General features: G+C 46.8%; 17 protein-coding genes and 1 riboswitch. Of the genes, 7 read left to right on the top strand and 10 right to left on the bottom strand.

Going from position 1 to position 16,146, the window contains the following annotated elements; translation table 11 throughout:
• Positions 1-83: 83 nt before the first annotated feature.
• Positions 84-770, bottom strand: coding sequence for a class I SAM-dependent methyltransferase (locus WBG78_RS02190; RefSeq protein WP_337324724.1), 687 nt, complete (start codon positions 768-770; stop codon positions 84-86).
• Positions 771-858: 88 nt separating this feature from the next.
• On the opposite strand from WBG78_RS02190, the gene WBG78_RS02185 reads away from it, so the two are divergent.
• Together WBG78_RS02185 and WBG78_RS02180 are read left to right on the top strand one after the other, a co-directional pair.
• On the top strand, positions 859-1,398 hold the full coding sequence (locus WBG78_RS02185) for an RNA methyltransferase (protein ID WP_337324723.1): 540 nt from the start codon (positions 859-861) through the stop codon (positions 1,396-1,398).
• A 59-nt stretch (positions 1,399-1,457) separates the two neighbouring features.
• Positions 1,458-2,630 (top strand): AIR synthase related protein, encoded by a 1,173-nt coding sequence (locus tag WBG78_RS02180; RefSeq protein ID WP_337325280.1) that lies wholly within the window; start codon positions 1,458-1,460, stop codon positions 2,628-2,630.
• Positions 2,631-2,861: 231 nt separating this feature from the next.
• Here the strand turns inward: WBG78_RS02180 and WBG78_RS02175 are convergent, their stop codons facing one another.
• The 4 genes from WBG78_RS02175 to WBG78_RS02160 all read right to left on the bottom strand — a co-directional run bounded on the left by WBG78_RS02175 (position 2,862) and on the right by WBG78_RS02160 (position 8,181).
• Positions 2,862-3,998 carry an acyl-CoA dehydrogenase gene (locus WBG78_RS02175; RefSeq protein ID WP_337324722.1) on the bottom strand — a complete coding sequence of 379 codons (1,137 nt, stop codon included), beginning with the start codon at positions 3,996-3,998 and terminating at the stop codon, positions 2,862-2,864.
• Between the two features lie 88 nt (positions 3,999-4,086).
• Positions 4,087-4,644: an RNA 2'-phosphotransferase gene (locus tag WBG78_RS02170; protein WP_337324721.1), complete on the bottom strand. Its 558-nt coding sequence runs from the start codon at positions 4,642-4,644 to the stop codon at positions 4,087-4,089.
• A 95-nt stretch (positions 4,645-4,739) separates the two neighbouring features.
• Positions 4,740-5,441 carry a zinc metallopeptidase gene (locus WBG78_RS02165; RefSeq protein WP_337324720.1) on the bottom strand — a complete coding sequence of 234 codons (702 nt, stop codon included), beginning with the start codon at positions 5,439-5,441 and terminating at the stop codon, positions 4,740-4,742.
• Positions 5,442-5,820: 379 nt separating this feature from the next.
• The gene (locus WBG78_RS02160) at positions 5,821-8,181 is read right to left on the bottom strand and encodes a TonB-dependent receptor (RefSeq protein WP_337324719.1); all 2,361 of its coding nucleotides are present in this window, start codon (positions 8,179-8,181) and stop codon (positions 5,821-5,823) included.
• A 49-nt stretch (positions 8,182-8,230) separates the two neighbouring features.
• Positions 8,231-8,327, bottom strand: a riboswitch (TPP riboswitch).
• A 136-nt stretch (positions 8,328-8,463) separates the two neighbouring features.
• Here WBG78_RS02160 and WBG78_RS02155 point away from each other — a divergent pair.
• Genes WBG78_RS02155 through frr form a run of 3 tightly spaced genes read left to right on the top strand, consistent with a single transcriptional unit; the run spans position 8,464 to position 10,289 of the window.
• Positions 8,464-8,961, top strand: a complete 498-nt coding sequence (locus WBG78_RS02155; RefSeq protein WP_337324718.1) for a biotin/lipoyl-containing protein — start codon at positions 8,464-8,466, stop codon at positions 8,959-8,961.
• Between the two features lie 29 nt (positions 8,962-8,990).
• Entirely contained in the window at positions 8,991-9,698 is a 708-nt protein-coding gene (gene pyrH, locus WBG78_RS02150) for a UMP kinase (RefSeq protein WP_337324717.1), read from the top strand.
• A 36-nt stretch (positions 9,699-9,734) separates the two neighbouring features.
• Positions 9,735-10,289: a ribosome recycling factor gene (gene frr / locus WBG78_RS02145; RefSeq protein WP_337324716.1), complete on the top strand. Its 555-nt coding sequence runs from the start codon at positions 9,735-9,737 to the stop codon at positions 10,287-10,289.
• A 46-nt stretch (positions 10,290-10,335) separates the two neighbouring features.
• Here frr and WBG78_RS02140 read toward each other — a convergent pair whose 3' ends face one another.
• The gene (locus WBG78_RS02140; RefSeq protein ID WP_337324715.1) at positions 10,336-10,779 is read right to left on the bottom strand and encodes a pyridoxamine 5'-phosphate oxidase family protein; all 444 of its coding nucleotides are present in this window, start codon (positions 10,777-10,779) and stop codon (positions 10,336-10,338) included.
• A 151-nt stretch (positions 10,780-10,930) separates the two neighbouring features.
• On the opposite strand from WBG78_RS02140, the gene WBG78_RS02135 reads away from it, so the two are divergent.
• Complete coding sequence (locus WBG78_RS02135; protein WP_337324714.1) at positions 10,931-11,575, top strand: TVP38/TMEM64 family protein; 645 nt, start codon at positions 10,931-10,933, stop codon at positions 11,573-11,575.
• Between the two features lie 387 nt (positions 11,576-11,962).
• On the opposite strand, the gene WBG78_RS02130 is transcribed toward WBG78_RS02135, so the two are convergent.
• Genes WBG78_RS02130 through WBG78_RS02115 form a run of 4 tightly spaced genes read right to left on the bottom strand, consistent with a single transcriptional unit; the run spans position 11,963 to position 14,921 of the window.
• Positions 11,963-13,516: an Rne/Rng family ribonuclease gene (locus WBG78_RS02130; protein ID WP_337324713.1), complete on the bottom strand. Its 1,554-nt coding sequence runs from the start codon at positions 13,514-13,516 to the stop codon at positions 11,963-11,965.
• Between the two features lie 5 nt (positions 13,517-13,521).
• Positions 13,522-13,716, bottom strand: coding sequence for a hypothetical protein (locus WBG78_RS02125; RefSeq protein ID WP_337325285.1), 195 nt, complete (start codon positions 13,714-13,716; stop codon positions 13,522-13,524).
• A gap of 24 nt (positions 13,717-13,740) precedes the next feature.
• Complete coding sequence (locus tag WBG78_RS02120) at positions 13,741-14,556, bottom strand: tetratricopeptide repeat protein (protein ID WP_337324712.1); 816 nt, start codon at positions 14,554-14,556, stop codon at positions 13,741-13,743.
• 53 nt (positions 14,557-14,609) lie between these two features.
• On the bottom strand, positions 14,610-14,921 hold the full coding sequence (locus WBG78_RS02115; protein WP_337324711.1) for an HU family DNA-binding protein: 312 nt from the start codon (positions 14,919-14,921) through the stop codon (positions 14,610-14,612).
• A 99-nt stretch (positions 14,922-15,020) separates the two neighbouring features.
• On the opposite strand from WBG78_RS02115, the gene mutY reads away from it, so the two are divergent.
• Positions 15,021-16,082 (top strand): A/G-specific adenine glycosylase, encoded by a 1,062-nt coding sequence (gene mutY, locus WBG78_RS02110; RefSeq protein WP_337324710.1) that lies wholly within the window; start codon positions 15,021-15,023, stop codon positions 16,080-16,082.
• Positions 16,083-16,146: the final 64 nt, after the last annotated feature.

Here is a 16,146-nt window from a genome sequence, read left to right as displayed (position 1 = left end):
TTATGATTTCACCCGAAGAATTCTTGCCTCTTTAAATGATTTAGGCTTAAAATCCTGACTGTCCTTTTGTACGGTTATTCTAACTATTTCTTTTCAGCTACCAACATCCACATAACATCGCCCTTAATCGTGGTGCGATCAGCGAATGGGTCCTGTTTTTTCACAATGGTGAATCCGGCAATGGTGAGGTCTTCCTCTACGAACTTCATGGAAATCTCGTGTTTCGTCGCCTGTTCTGATCGGCTCAGGTCGCGTCGCGATTCTGCAATGGGTTCGCAAATCACCAGACGTCCGCCTTTCTTCAACGCAGCTTTAATATGGATCAGGATCTTCTTATAATCACTCATCTCATGGTAAGTATCGAGGATGATGACGCCATCCAGTTGGTCCGTTGGCAACTTCGGATCGTCGTATTCACCCTTTACAGTCGTGACATTTGTGATGCCTCGTTCCGCAAGATGTTTATTCAACAGTTCAAGCTTGGGAGCATCTACGTCGACGGCATACACACGCCCTGATGGTTTAACGACATCGGCCAGTTTTACTGTCATATACCCCTCATGGCATCCGATGTCGGCAACTGTGCTGCCGCTTTTGAGACGTAATTGTTTGATCAGTTCAGGCGCCCGTTGCCATTCGTCGCGTTCTTTCCAGGCACTTTCACGATAGATATTCGTCCATTGGTCCTGTCCGTTTGTCAATTGCGTACTCATCACAATGACCAGGAACATGAATGAAATGATTCGGAATACTTTACGGGCTTCTGACATCACCACAATTTAAGAATTCATGATTATACAGATGGCAGGTTGAGGGTAGTGCGTTGTCTATGCTACGAAAAACGCTCTATTTTGCGTCATGAAAAAGTTGTCGCTAGAGGAGCTTGACCGTATCAGCGCTGCCGAATACCAGGAGGCACCAAAAACTCCGTTCTGCATCGTACTCGACAACATCAGAAGTCTTCACAACGTAGGTTCTGCCTTTCGCACTGCCGATGCCTTCCGACTTGAGAAGATCTTTCTAACCGGAATTACGGGCACGCCTCCGCATCGGGAAATTGAAAAAACTGCCCTCGGCGCGACCACTTCGGTACCCTGGGAGTTTGTAGAAAAGCCTGAAGACGCCGTTGCACGGCTCAAGGCCGAAGGCTACACGATCATTGTTGTGGAACAAACCACTGAAAGCGTGGCCCTTAATTGGTTTGTCCCAAAAGCTGACGCCCGATACTGCCTGGTGTTTGGAAACGAGGTGCATGGCGTAAGCGAACCCGTTGTTGGCCTCTGCGACATGGCTTTGGAGATTCCTCAATCGGGTACGAAACACTCGCTGAACATCTCTGTTTGCCTGGGGATTGTGGTCTGGGATCTTCATCAGAAACGCGGGACGCTCAATCCTTAATCAGCCGCTTTACGCATAGCAGTTTAATTTGCACTTTTGCGCTACCAATGAGCTCGACAGTGAAAGACAGATATTCTCAACGCGGCGTTTCAGCATCGAAAGAAGATGTGCATCAGGCAATTTCCAAACTCGATAAGGGTTTGTTTCCAAAAGCCTTTTGCAAGATTGTTCCCGACTTTCTCGCCGGTGACGACGAGTGGTGTACGGTGATGCATGCCGATGGTGCAGGAACGAAATCATCATTGGCGTACCTGTATTGGAAAGAAACCGGCGACCTGTCGGTGTGGAAGGGTATCGCACAGGATGCTATTGTGATGAACATCGATGATCTGTTGTGTGTAGGTGCGACAGGTAACATTTTGTTGTCATCAACTATCGGCCGAAATAAACATCTTATTCCAGGCGAAGTAGTATCGGCAATTATTAATGGTACTGAAGAGGTGCTCGCGATGCTTCGTGATCATGGACTCAACCTTATCAGTACGGGCGGCGAAACTGCTGATGTCGGCGATCTCGTAAGAACGATCATTGTTGACAGCACTGTTACCACAAGAATGCGAAGATCAGACGTAATTGATAACGCCAGAATTCAGGAAGGTGATGTGATCATTGGCCTTGCGTCGTATGGCCAGTCCGTTTACGAAGACTCTTATAATGGTGGTATGGGCAGCAATGGATTAACATCTGCCCGTCACGACGTGTTTCACAAGGATTACAGCAGCAAGTATTCGGAGTCGTTTGATCCGGCCGTAGACAGATCACTTGTTTATAGTGGGAAGTATCACCTGACCGATACAGTTGAGGGATCACCAGTGGATGTTGGAAAGCTCGTGTTGTCTCCAACGAGGACTTATGCTCCTATCGTTATTAAAGTGCTGGAATCACTGCGGAAAGAAATTCACGGAATTGTTCATTGCAGTGGCGGCGCACAAACGAAGGTGCTTCACTTTCTGAATGAAGGGCTGCACGTGGTGAAAGATGACCTCTTCGATGTCCCTGTGCTTTTCAGACTAATACAGGAAGAAAGCAAAACAGACTGGAAGGAAATGTATAAAGTTTTCAACATGGGCCATCGGATGGAATTTTATGTTGCTGCCTCTCATGCACAAACTATAATAGACATCTCAAAGAGCTTTGGCGTCGATGCCCGAAAGATTGGCTACGTTGAACGTTCGAAAGAAAAAAGCAGTGTCACGATAAAGAGTGAAAACGGAACTTTCAGCTATCCCTGAATATCCTGCTCGTCGCTTCGAAAATATCAATGCTCTGAAGCCGATCGATCCTTCTCATAAGGAGTTCTGAGTCTTTAGTCTTGAGTCCTTAGTTTGGTCATTAGTTGGAGAGTATTGAGCAAGCTGCGTAGCCTGTCATAGCTATTAATACTCTTCTGCTGCTAACCAAACTCAGGAAAGCCGCCCATGTGGCGGCTCCTAAATTGTCAATTATCAATTATAAATTGTCAATTACTTCAGGATCGATCTCGAAATAACCATCTTCTGAATCTCTGTCGTTCCCTCATAGATCTGCGTAATCTTCGCATCTCTCATGAGTCGCTCAACATGATATTCCTTGACGTATCCGTATCCACCGTGAATCTGTACAGCTTCTGTTGTAACATCCTGTGCTACCTGTGAGGCGAACAGTTTTGCCATTGCTGCGGCACGAACGAAATCCTCTCCCTGATCTTTAAGCCATGCCGCCTGGTGTACGAGCAGTCGCGCAGCATCAATTTGTGTTGCCATGTCTGCGAGCTTAAATTGTATTGCCTGATGTTCGGACAACGCCTTTCCAAATGCCTTGCGCTCCTTCGAGTATTTCAGAGCAAGCTCATATGCACCTGCAGCAATTCCAAGTGCCTGGGAAGCGATTCCAATTCTTCCGCCGTTTAATGTTGTCATGGCGAATTGAAAACCGAATCCGTCCTCACCAATACGATTTTGCTTTGGAACTTTCACGTCGCTGAACATAAGCGAGTGGGTGTCCGATCCGCGAATACCCATCTTATCTTCCTTCTTTCCAACGGTAAATCCTTGCATTCCTTTCTCGACGATCAGAGCGTTGATACCTTTGTGTTTTTTCGACGCATCCGTTTGGGCGATGACGATGTATACACTTGCAGTGTTGCCGTTCGTGATCCAGTTCTTTGTGCCATTGAGAAGATAGTGGTCGCCCATATCTATTGCCGTAGTGCGCTGACTGGTTGCATCCGATCCGGCTTCGGGTTCTGATAAACAGAAAGCGCCTATGCCATGCGTTGCGAGCGGCTTGAGATACTTTTCCTTTTGCCCGGGTGATCCGAACTTTTCAAGCCCCCAGCAAACCAGCGAGTTATTAACAGACATACAGACCGACGCCGAGGCATCTACTTTGGAAATCTCCTCCATTGCCAACACATAGGAGATTGTGTCCATGCCTCCACCATTGTAGGCAGGGTCAACCATCATTCCGAGAAATCCCAACTCGCCCATCTTCCTGATTTGCTCTACGGGAAATCGTTGATGTGTATCGCGCTCGATCACGCCTGGCAACAGCTCAGTTTGGGCAAATTCCCGTGCCGCGTCACGAACGGCAAGTTGTTCTTCGGTAAGTTGAAAGTTCATATCCGAAATTTATTGGATTCGATGTAATCACAAGGCAGGCCGGGCGAAAATCATCACCTTAATACCGTCAATCGTAGCTGAAATTTCTTCAAGGATTCGAGCTCGTGACAATATAATCCGGCGGAACGCTGTCTGTGAGCCAGACTCCATTGTCTGATCGGCAAAAGGCAAATCCGTCGAGCACCATTCGTGCCGCATCTATTTCGAGGACAACAGGTTTGCCGTGGCGTTGGCCCACCTTGACCGCTGTATCTTTCTCCGAGCTGAGATGAACGTGATGGCGTTCGCGCTTCACGAGGCCCGTGGCAAATATTGAATCCAGGTTTTTAAGGGCCGTACCGTGGTAGAGGAACTGTGGAGGAGACGCTGCAGCATATCCAAGTTCAACATCGACTGAGTGTCCCTGATTTGCACGGATCGACTCGAAAGAATCATTGAAGGCGAATCGTTTCTTCGCATTCGTGTCGACGATGTGTTTTAACGTATCGAAGTTGAACGCTTTTTCAGACTGCTGTATTTTGTCAATGAGGATCTTTACGTCTGTCCAGCCATGTTCATCGAGGGAGATGCCAATGGCTTCAGGCTGGTGACGAAGTACGAGACTCAGCAATTTAGAGAGTCGTGTGGTTTCCTTCTCTGAAATCATTAGCTAACTGGGACTACGTAATGAACGAATAAAGGCAAGATAAAAAAGAAGGCCCGCAATCTCTTGCAGGCCTTCTGGTATTCAATTGCAGATGCTTAATCCCGTCTTCCGAGAAACAGCATCACATAATAAGCTAACATAGTGATCGCACCTATTGCGGCAACAACATAGGTCATGGCTGCCCACTTAAGAGCGTCTTTTGCCATATCGTGTTCCTGTTTGTTCACAATGCCGCGGGCTTCGATCCAAACCAGTGCCCGACGACTAGCATCGAACTCAACAGGAAGTGTGATCAAAGCGAACAGTGCGAATACAGCATAACATACAATGATCACCAAAAGAGCAGTGTCCACTGTAAACAATCCGCGTATGGTGAAAGCACCAAACATCATCGCCAGGAATACGATGTTAATCACCTTCGCACTGATGTTCTGAATGGGAACCAAAGCCGATCTGAGTTCAAGCATGCTGTATGCCTTTGCGTGCTGAACTGCGTGACCGCATTCGTGCGCAGCAACCGCCGTAGCGGCCGCGTTGCGACCATAGTAAACGTCGTGGCTCAGATTAACGGTTTTGTTTGCCGGATTATAGTGGTCTGAAAGCTGACCTTCAACTGACATGACTTCTACATCATGAATACCATTATCCGCAAGCATGAGCCTTGCAACGTCTGCACCTGTCAAATCCTTCGTGAGATGTATTTGTGAATAACGCTGGAACTTGCCTTTCAGACGCGAACTCACGATCCATCCAATAAGCATAAACACTCCAGTAATCACCAATCCTCCAATACCCATAGTACTTTTAAGTGTTTTAACTAGTGTCCAAATATGCAAGCTTTGATCCAAAAATGAAAGGACTGCCAAAACGGCATCAAACCGTCATTTTCGCTGATTGGAACCGTTTTGAACGATTTCTAGCCCATTCAAATAGCGACTAACCTCGACTGGCTCATCTCTGGTCAAAGACTAGTCTCAGGCGCCTGCCAAGTCACTATAACCTCACTATAACCTCACTGTAAGGTCACTGTAAAGGTTTAGTAATCAAAACTTGCGTGCCATCGCAACTCACAGTTCGCTACAGGATTGATGAATCCAAACACTGCCCGGTGAAATAACAACCTATCCCACAAACATTTTTCCTATGTATAACATTCTGTCGGAACAAACTTTCTCGTCAGAGCCTGAGCGTCACCATTCCGAGAAAGTTGATTCCCGCCTGGGGATAGAAATAGGGAACGCCGTCGTATCCATATCCATTCGAAGCATATTCAACATCGAACACGTTGTTGATCAGCAATCCAAATTCGAGTTGCCCGAGCGCCTTTCCCGAAAGTCGATATGACAACCTGATGTCGTTGATGAAGTAGGGATCGAGCGCCACTTTGCTGTTGTCGGTATTGTCGAGATATTGCTTACCGACATACTTGCTGAGTAGCGACGCTTCGAATGCCGGAATGGGAGACCATGCCAGCTGACTACCAACAATCCATGAGGGAGACATTATGATAGTTGTGTTTCTCACGACATTGTTTCCATTAACATCGGTGAAAGCATAGTCCTGGTTCTTGTTGACACTCCAGGTTGCATTGGCATTAATTGTCACCTGTTTTGAGATCCTGCCCATGCCCGATACTTCAATGCCTGTTCTGTAGCTACGGCCGATGTTTGCGCGGATAGGACTACCGACATCGTTGATCTGTCCGGTAAGCACAAGTTGATTGTGATAATTCATGAGATAGTAGTTGGCCTGCAGCGCGTAGTTCGTGCCCTGCTTCTTCCATCCTGCTTCAAGGTTGCCAAGACGTTCGGATTCCGGTTTCTCATCGCCGTCGAGATAGTCAGACCGGTTCGGTTCTCTGTGCGCGATGGCATAGGAGGCATAGAGCGCGCTGCTCTCATTCAGCGTGTAAGTAAGGCCACCCTTTGGATTAAAGAACGAGAAGTGGTCGTCGATGCTATATTCGCTTTGATCGTCTTCGATACCTCCCGCTGTATAGTCAACACCGCGATATTGCAGGTCGAGAAAAGTAGACAGCTTTGGAGTAACCTTATAAGTCCATTTAGCATAGATGTTGAAGTCTGATTTCTCCGACGAGCCGTCGTAGTATACATGCCGGATGTCAGCGTCAGTAGCGATCTCTGCCCAGATGATTTCACCGAAGTGACGCGCTCTATCGTAGCGGCTATACGCGCCACCTATCGTTATGTCCATGTCATCGAGATCCTGGTTGAGCGAGAACGTACCACCATAGTAGTGGTTATCGAGCCATCGCCGAACAATAGCGTCCGTCGATGTGATCGTCTCGTTGCCTATTGTTACGTCGGGCAAGCCCAGATCAGCAAATGATTCATCCTGCTTGTATTGCTCGAAAAAGCCGCGACCGTATGTATAATGGAGGGAGACGTTTGCGCTCCAGTTGTTGTTTAACTGTTGAGCTATGTGTAATTGGTAATGGTCCTGGCGATAATCATCGATCTCGTTGTCGTAGTATCGCGAAATGTTTCCTTCATCATCGTAGATCGCGCCAGAATAGTTGAAGCGACGATCGATGGCCATCGTCTCAGAGTCCACACCATTCCACGCCTGATATGTTTGTTCATGACCACCAAAGGTTATTGCCTTCACGATGGTTTTATCACCGTAATATCCACCGCTGACATAATAGGAGTTAAGATCGGATGTGGCCCTCTCTATATATCCATCGGATTTGATGTTTGATATTCTGGCATCAAATGCCCAGCGATTGTTGAGCAGGCCTGTTCCCGCCTTAAATGTGTAACGCTGAGAGCGAAAAGATCCCGCTGATGCCGTTGCTTCAGCATAGGGTTTGGCTGCAAGAGCATCGGTTTGAACACTAACGGTCGCGCCAAACGCACCAGCGCCGTTTGTTGAAGTTCCAACGCCACGCTGGATCTGCAGGCTTTGAACGGATGAGGCAAGATCGGGCGTGTTCACCCAAAATACACCCTGCGATTCACTGTCATTAAGCGCGATCCCATTTATTGTTACGTTGATGCGGGTTGCGTCGCTGCCTCTGATGCGGAGTCCGGTGTATCCGATTCCTGCTCCCGCATCTGAAGTTGTAACGACAGATGGAGTCCAGTTGAGGATCATTGGGAGGTCCTGACCATAGTTTTGCTTTTGTACCGTCTGCTTGCTGACGTTGGTGAATGTAGTCGGCACTTTGTCATTTGCGCGAGTTGCATAAATAACAACTTCGTCAGTTAGTACAGGCGATTCTTCCAGATCGAAGTTCTGGTTTTGATCTCCCTGAACGTTAACCTTGAGATCGATTGTGGTGAAACCAAGAAACCGTGCACTCAAAGTGTACTCACCGCTTGCAAGTTTTGCAAACTGGTAGTTGCCGAATTCATCGGCAACGACGTGACGACCGAGCTCCTTGATTTCAAGCGTTGCGCCAGGCAGCGACTGATGGTTGTCGGCTCGCTTTACCTGACCATAGATCGAGTACAACTGCGAGTACGCGACCGCTGACCACAGCAGCGCTGCGGTCGTGAGAAATGATTTGAACATTGAAAATAAAATTGGTTAAACCTGCAGCGCACAGGGGAATGCACCCGCGTGTTTTTAACCTTGCCTTCCCTTCGGCCGCATTACCGGCATCAGGTTCATTGGGTATAATCTCAGCCCGTTATTTTAAGGCACCCCTTGTCTTTTGGACGGTACAAAGGTTACGTCAGGATCTGAGAGTCACAAACTTTTCGGCGCATTTCTTAGCTTCAGCGACGAAAAGTTGGAGAACTGTCATTTTGGTCAGCCTTCACTTTCAATGGATTTTATGCATTTTTACATAATATGCTTTCAGCAAAAATCAACGGGCATCAATCGCTCGAAATAGACGTAACATCGTCGTCTATAGCCATAAATGGCAAAACGGTTCCTGTTGACATAGCTCCGCTTGGGCCAGACAGGTTTCATATCATCCGGGATAACAAGAGTTACAATGCGGAAATACTCGATGTCAATAAGCAGACGAAGACGGTAACGATCAGGATAAACGGCGCTACACATTCAGTACAATTAAAAGACAAGTTCGATTTGCTGTTGGAAAAGTTGGGTATGACCAACGGAAGCAGTGGACGTCTGAACAATATCAAAGCACCAATGCCTGGCCTTATCATAGACCTGCGTGTGGGTGCCGGTCAGACGATTCAGCAGGGTGACTCTTTGTTGATTCTTGAGGCCATGAAAATGGAAAATATCATCAAGGCGTCGGGAGAAGGAACCGTAAAACGGGTGTTGGTGAAAAAGGGTGATTCAGTCGAAAAGGGTCAGGTTCTGATCGAGTTTTAATATATTGCGGCGGTTTTATTGAACACTGAATGAAATATAAACGCATCCTCCTCAAACTCAGCGGTGAAGCGCTTCAGGGACGTCAGAAGAACACCAACATCGATACCAATATCCTTGAACAGTATTGTGATGAGATCAAGGCATTACGGGAACAGGGCGTAGAAATCGCCATCGTAATCGGAGGCGGAAATATATTCAGAGGCGGGCAGGCTGAAGCGCTTGGGATCGATCGGGTTCAGGGCGACTACATGGGCATGCTGGCAACGGTGATTAATGCCATGGCCTTGCAAAGCGCACTTGAGCGTCACGGCATGTATACACGCTTAATGGCGGGTATAAAGATGGAACAGGTGTGTGAACCATTCATCCGTCGCAGGGCGATTCGCCATCTGGAAAAAGGTCGGATTGTGATATTCGGTGCCGGCATTGGTAATCCTTATTTCACGACGGATTCAACAGCAAGCCTTCGCGCGATTGAAGTGCAGGCAGACGTTGTTCTTAAAGGAACGCGTGTTGATGGCGTTTATACCAAAGATCCGGAGAAGTACCCTGATGCCGTTAAGTACAATACCCTTTCGTTCCAGGAAGCGTATGAAAAGAATCTGAACATCATGGACATGACGGCATTCACATTGTGCATGGAAAACAAGCTGCCGATCATCGTGTTCGACATGAATCAAAAAGGAAACTTGCTGAAAATTGCAAAGGGTGAAAATGCCGGAACGCTGATCAGTTAACGAAAAGCCTATACGCACACCAGAAATATTTTTTCAATGGAAGAAATTGAATTGTACCTCGAAGAAGCGAAAGACCTGATGACGAAAGCGGTAACGCACGTTGGTTCAGAGCTTACCAAGATCCGTGCAGGAAAAGCTAATCCTGCGATGCTCGATGGTATTGTTGTGTCTTACTATGGAGCGACAACTCCGCTCAATCAGGTGTCGTCGCTTACAACTCCAGATGCACGTACGATTTTCATCAAACCGTGGGAAAAAGGTATGATCGTGGAGATTGAAAAATCAATCCGCGACGCAAACCTCGGCCTCAATCCGCAAAACGACGGGCAACAGGTAATCATCAACGTTCCGATGCTTACTGAAGAACGTCGTAAGCAACTGGTTAAACAGGTTGGCCAGGAATGCGAACATGGCAAGGTGAGCATACGTACCGTACGAAAAGAAACGAACGAACAACTCAAGAAAATTAAGGGCGCATCGGAAGATGATGTCAAGAATGCAGAGGAAGAGGTTCAGACGATGACAAATGATTTCATCGCCAGGATCGATGCTTTGATGAAGAAGAAAGAGGTTGAGATCATGACCGTGTAGGTCCTGTTCAACCAACCTAATATTTCATTAGGTTGCTGGCGCTTCGTTATACTGGTACTTCATAATATTCCAGCGCCCACTCGAGCATGAATCTTACGCGTGCTGGGTTTACTTTATACACAATCAATTGTGGATTGTCGATCGAGCCGAGGTAATGCTGCAGTAAACGATTAGCATTCCATATTTCCTCAAGAATTTTTCTATCACTCACAACTTCTGCTTTACCGGTGATGCGCACCTGGTTGTGATCTTCATCGAGGTAGCAGAGTTCAACTTTTGGATTGATCTCTATCTCAGCAGTCTTTCCGTAGCTTTTCAGATTGGCAACGTAAATAACAAAGCCATCAGTACGCACGGGAGATACAGGCCGCACCCTGGGTTGGTCGCCATCCATAGTTGAAAGCATTGGAAAACGAACTTTCTTAACTATCTCACCGGCTAACTTAGGAACGTCTGCGGGATCAATTGTACGTGGTGCTGGTTTGCTCATCGCTTTAAGTACGGAGAATCATCCGTTCTCCATCAGAAAGATAATTCTACTTTCAAAGTTCTCCAATGCTTCCTGATCAGGTAATTGACGCAAACGGCTTGTGCATTGGTCCATACCTCGATATATTGAGATAAGTTTATTTTTCGGCCAAATGCGGTTGCTTCTTCTCTTTCTCGTACTGGCTTCTCTTGTGCTGATATCCTTTTTCATCTGGGGCGACGGAATTACTAATATCTTTTCTCAGGAGGGTGCCATCAATTGGCTGCATACCTATGGTGAATGGTCATGGGCAGCAGCGATAGTGTTGTTACTGGCAGATCTGGTATTACCTGTACCCGGTACACTGGTGATGGCCGCATTGGGTTACATCTATGGTGTTCTGATCGGGGGATTGATTGCTGCTGCCGGGTCGTTCCTATCAGGCTCTGTGGGTTATTGGCTTTGTCGTCTTATTGGTGAGAGGGCGGCAGTTCGATTGCTCGGACAAAAGGATTTCGAGCGAGGCAGGAAGCTATCAAGTGGAATTGGCGGATGGATCGTTGCCCTATCGCGATGGCTACCCGTCTTTCCTGAAGTGATCGCATGCATGGCGGGTCTTACGCGCATGCCTCCGTTATATTTTCATGCCGCTTTATTATCAGGATCACTTCCCCTTGGATTTGCATACGCATACATTGGTTACACGGGCATTAATCACCCCTGGTTGGCTATCGCTTTGAGCGCTGGGCTTCCGCCCTTGATATGGTTTGTGGTGAGCAGGATCTTTAGCTCCAGATTCAAAGGAACCGCTTCATGAGATGATAAGTGAACAATCAGGTACGAGTTGATATGACAGTGGGCCGGTTCGGTCCATTTGTTTTTTCGCCAGTGTCACAAAACAGGTGGATGAGTAATAGAAGTCAGCTATTTCAGAACATACCATGTTAAAAAGTGTGGCGGGTATAGAGAAGTATAGAGAAGTATAGAGCAGGTATAGAAAAGTATAGAGCGGATATAGAGAAAGTATAGAGCAGCTATAGAAGCACTATAGAAGATCTATAGAGAAAGTCCAGCACGGTTTAACACGTGTCTGATGCACAGTTATCGAACGTAAAACAGCGTTTAGACATGCAACGCCGCCATCCAGAAAACAAAGGGGCCCAAAAAAAGGGCCCCTCCAAAATTATCAATTGTAAATTATCAATTAGGTCAACTGTATTTCCTCTCCCTCACGATTCAGGAACTTGTATTCCATTATCGCCATCGACGTGTCTTTAACAATGTTGACCCAACGCCGGTAGTTAAAGTACCAGCGCAGGCGTCGTGATATGAGGCCGTGCGTGAAGTACGCGTGAAGGTAGGGGTGAACTGCAAGCACGAGGTCTTTCTCGTTTTGTTTCACCAGCAAATGTTCAATGTTCTTTTCGATCAGGTCTGATACCAGGATAGAAGCTGTGATCTTACCCGTGCCGTTGCAGGTAGGACATACTTCTTTGGTGGCGATGTTCATCTGAGGACGAACACGTTCACGTGTGATCTGCATCAACCCGAACTTGGACAACGGCAACACGGTAGACTTCGCTTTGTCTTCCGCCATTGCGTCCCGCATTATCTTGTAGATGGTCTTTTTGTTTTCGGGATTTTTCATGTCGATAAAATCGATCACGATGATTCCTCCCATATCGCGCAGGCGTAGCTGACGGGCAATTTCGCGTGCGGCTTCTGAGTTCACGGATAATGCTGTTGTTTCCTGGTTCTCTTCACGGTTTGACTTGTTGCCGCTGTTCACGTCGATGACGTGAAGGGCTTCAGTATGTTCGATGATCAGGTAACCTCCGGCGCGCAGGCTAACAGTTTGGCCAAACGCAGATTTAATCTGCCGTTCGATGCCATAGTGTTCAAATATCTTAGCCTTCCCGTTGTAAAGTTTTACTATCTTTTCTTTGTCGGGAGCTATGGTATGGATGTATGTCTTTACATCCTCAAATATCTTTTTGTCGTCGATATGGATATTATCAAACGACTCGTTCAGCATGTCGCGCAGCAGCGACGATGTCTTGTCCAGTTCGCCAATGATCTTCTCATTCGGATTGATTGAAACAAATCGTGACATGCCGTCCTCCCAGGTCTTAACCATGGAGCGCAGGTCGCGATCTAATTCAGCAACCTCCTTGCCCTCGGCAACGGTGCGAATGATCACACCGAAGTTTTCGGGTTTGATAGATTGAATAAGACGCAGCAGTCGCTTGCGTTCGTCGCTGCTGGTAATTTTTTTGGAAACCGAAACGGCGTTAGAGAACGGAACCAGTACGAGGTACCGTCCTGCAAGTGATAACTCACACGATAGTCGTGGGCCCTTAGTAGAGATAGGCTCTTTGACAATTTGCACTGGAATAACCTGACCCTTTGACAACTGTTGGGTTATCTTCCCATGTTTGTCAATGTCAGGTTCCAGTTTAAACTTGTCCAACTTGGTACCGTTGTACTTCTTTCCGCGAACGAGCTTCGTAAACTTTTGAAGCGAGCTGAATTGCGGACCTAAGTCAAGGTAATGTAGGAAGGCATCCTTATCGTAACCAACGTCAATGAATGCGGCGTTCAATCCCTGAACAACCTTTTTGACGGTGCCCAGATATATATCGCCTACGGTAAATTTGCTTTCTTCCTCTTCGTTGTGAAATTCTACAAGCGTTTTGTCTTTGAGAAGGGCTATACGACATCCGTCCTGAGTGGCACTAATAATTAGTTCATTACTCAAAACCTTTAGTTATTAAAGTAAAAAGATGTGTACAGTAAAAAGCAAAGCAGTATGGCAACTACTTCGACTACTTCTTCTTGTGCCTGTTCTTGCGAAGTCTCTTCTTGCGCTTGTGGGTCGCCATTTTGTGCTTCTTTCTCTTTTTTCCGCTTGGCATATGTAATCTTAAATTTTTTTGCTCCGATGACGGTTGAGGTCATGTTTGATTGGAGCGGTTCAACAAATTATTTTAAGTCCTGCAGATACGAATCCACTGTTGCCTGAACAGCCGGGTCCTTATCCATGTTTTTTACTTTGACGAATTCTTCTCTTGCCTTCACCTTCTCGCCGGTATTCATCAATGCGATACCGAGAAGCAGATGTCCCTGCGTATGGTTAGGGTTAACTTTGAGAAGGTCATTCAATCGTTCAACAGCGCGTTCGTACTGGCCGGATTGTATGGACAACATGCCCATATTAAACAGAGCCGGTTCGTGACGCGGATTTTCAGCTATTACTTCCCGAAGCATAGCAATACCCTGCATGGGACTGCCTGATCCGAGATAAGTCATTGCTTTGTTTGTCTTTACATCCAGATCATGCGGATTGGCTGCCAACACCTTGTCGTAACTTTCTCTTGCCTTCTCCGCGAACGACTGCTGACGTGCCTGATCAACCGCGAAAGAATATGCCTGATAGTACTGGTCTCCGGCCTGCTTCCAGCTTTCTGTTGTGTTAAAGAACTTCGCTGCTACTTCAGCAAACCATGCGGAACTATCGTATTTTCCGGCAGTTACGTACAGTTTTGCCAAAGAGTCGGCAAAGATAGCATTTTTTTCATTTGATGCTGACGCCAGGAACTGACGTCTGAAATCAGAGATCTTAAGCTGAACGGCGCGAGGTACCGCTGCGTGGTTTTCATCAGGCGACGGAGCCGCAGATGAATCGGATGCAGTGGTGCGCAATGGCGCATCGTTTTCAACAACTACCTTGGGCAAAAGAAACAGCAACCAAATGATCGCGGCGCTGCCTATTATGAGGAAAATTCTGGTCCTGAGCATATCAATTAGGTAGTAAAATCATGCCACCAACAATGCCCGGGACGACAGAAACCTTAAGCTGATTTTTCCTGCAATTGCTTAACCTTATCACTATTCTTGATCTTGTTTACGAAGATCTTCGCAGGCTTGAAGCTAGGTACGAAGTGTTCATCTATCACGAGCGCGGTGTTTCTGGAAATGTTACGCGCAATTTTTTTCTTCCGCTTCTTGTTGATGAAGCTTCCAAACCCGCGGATATAGATGTTATTTCCGTTCGACATTGAACTTTTCACTACACTGAAGAATGCTTCTACCGATGCTGTAACATCAGCCTTGTCTACACCTGTCTTTTCAGCGATTTCGTTAATAATGTCTGCCTTTGTCACAGTGTTATATTTTAGAGTCGAAAATTTTTCGGGAGGGCAAATTTAAATGCTACCCCCAGATTTAAAAATGAATATTGAAAAAATCTGATAATCAGATAGATGGACAAACGATATTTCTCCAATAAACTCGCCAAATGGTATGAAACGAATAAACGGCAGCTGCCCTGGCGGGAAACTTCGGATCCATACCGCATCTGGCTGTCGGAGGTTATCCTTCAACAAACGCGGGTTGTACAGGGTCTGCCGTACTATCTGAGGTTCGTGGAGCGGTTTGCGGATGTGGGGAAGCTGGCCGCCGCCTCCGAGCAGGAGGTGTTGCGCCTCTGGCAGGGTTTAGGGTACTACAGCCGCGCCAGAAATCTTCATAGATGCGCCAAAGAGGTTGTTCAAAATTATGGTTCCAGATTTCCGGAAACCTTTTCTGAGCTTCGGAAGCTAAGGGGCATTGGTGACTACACTGCTGCCGCCATCGCCTCAATCTCGTTCGGGCAGCCAGTTGCCGTGGTGGATGGCAATGTATATAGAGTGCTGTCGCGGGTATTTGGATTGGACCAAGATATTGCTTCCCCATCAGGAAAACTGTTATTCTCACAGCTGGCAAACGAATTGATCCCGATTGATCAGCCGGCAATCCATAACCAGGCGGTTATGGAGTTTGGCGCGCTGCATTGCACACCCCGAAATCCAAAATGCGACACATGCATTTTTGCAACCGAGTGTTTCGCTGCCACCCGTGGTCTTCAGTCATCACTTCCGGTTAAGTCGAAATTGAAGCGAACCAGAAACCGATACTTTTACTATGCTGTGGTCAGGAAAGGTTCATCGCTGCTAATGGGCCAGCGATCCGAAAAGGACATCTGGCAGGGGCTTTATGATTTCGCTCTGATAGAAACACCAAAGCGATTGGGTGAGGCGAACATTATCGCCGCTGTCAATAGTCGGTTCGACATGAATATTGAACCGGAAGAAGTGACCATTTCGCAACTCTATAAGCATATCCTGACACACCAGCGCATATTTTCCAGATTTATTGTATTCGACGCGAAGAGCAGCTTTGGTGTCTCAGAGGGATCACTTAAATTTTATTCGCCAAAGAAAATTGCTGCATTACCAAAGCCGGCGTTAATCAGCCGTTTTCTAGACGACTACAACATTCTTTAGATTGTTGTAACTTTAACCTTTTCCGGGCGATTTGAAAGGTCGTCCACAACCACTAAACATTTCA

This window comes from Chryseolinea sp. T2, assembly GCF_037203685.1.
GTDB lineage: Bacteria > Bacteroidota > Bacteroidia > Cytophagales > Cyclobacteriaceae > Chryseolinea.
This window is presented reverse-complemented; position numbering and strand designations above follow the sequence as displayed.

Bases quoted from the DNA above. Each gene is read 5' to 3' on its own strand.
- WBG78_RS02190 (WP_337324724.1), bottom strand. From the start codon at position 770: ATGTCAGAAGCCCGTAAAGTATTCCGAATCATTTCATTCATGTTCCTG.
- WBG78_RS02185 (WP_337324723.1), top strand. From the start codon at position 859: ATGAAAAAGTTGTCGCTAGAGGAGCTTGACCGTATCAGCGCTGCCGAA.
- WBG78_RS02175 (WP_337324722.1), bottom strand. From the start codon at position 3,998: ATGAACTTTCAACTTACCGAAGAACAACTTGCCGTTCGTGACGCGGCA.
- WBG78_RS02170 (WP_337324721.1), bottom strand. From the start codon at position 4,644: ATGATTTCAGAGAAGGAAACCACACGACTCTCTAAATTGCTGAGTCTC.
- WBG78_RS02165 (WP_337324720.1), bottom strand. From the start codon at position 5,441: ATGGGTATTGGAGGATTGGTGATTACTGGAGTGTTTATGCTTATTGGA.
- WBG78_RS02160 (WP_337324719.1), bottom strand. From the start codon at position 8,181: ATGTTCAAATCATTTCTCACGACCGCAGCGCTGCTGTGGTCAGCGGTC.
- WBG78_RS02155 (WP_337324718.1), top strand. From the start codon at position 8,464: ATGCTTTCAGCAAAAATCAACGGGCATCAATCGCTCGAAATAGACGTA.
- pyrH (WP_337324717.1), top strand. From the start codon at position 8,991: ATGAAATATAAACGCATCCTCCTCAAACTCAGCGGTGAAGCGCTTCAG.
- frr (WP_337324716.1), top strand. From the start codon at position 9,735: ATGGAAGAAATTGAATTGTACCTCGAAGAAGCGAAAGACCTGATGACG.
- WBG78_RS02140 (WP_337324715.1), bottom strand. From the start codon at position 10,779: ATGAGCAAACCAGCACCACGTACAATTGATCCCGCAGACGTTCCTAAG.
- WBG78_RS02135 (WP_337324714.1), top strand. From the start codon at position 10,931: ATGCGGTTGCTTCTTCTCTTTCTCGTACTGGCTTCTCTTGTGCTGATA.
- WBG78_RS02125 (WP_337325285.1), bottom strand. From the start codon at position 13,716: ATGACCTCAACCGTCATCGGAGCAAAAAAATTTAAGATTACATATGCC.
- WBG78_RS02120 (WP_337324712.1), bottom strand. From the start codon at position 14,556: ATGCTCAGGACCAGAATTTTCCTCATAATAGGCAGCGCCGCGATCATT.
- mutY (WP_337324710.1), top strand. From the start codon at position 15,021: ATGGACAAACGATATTTCTCCAATAAACTCGCCAAATGGTATGAAACG.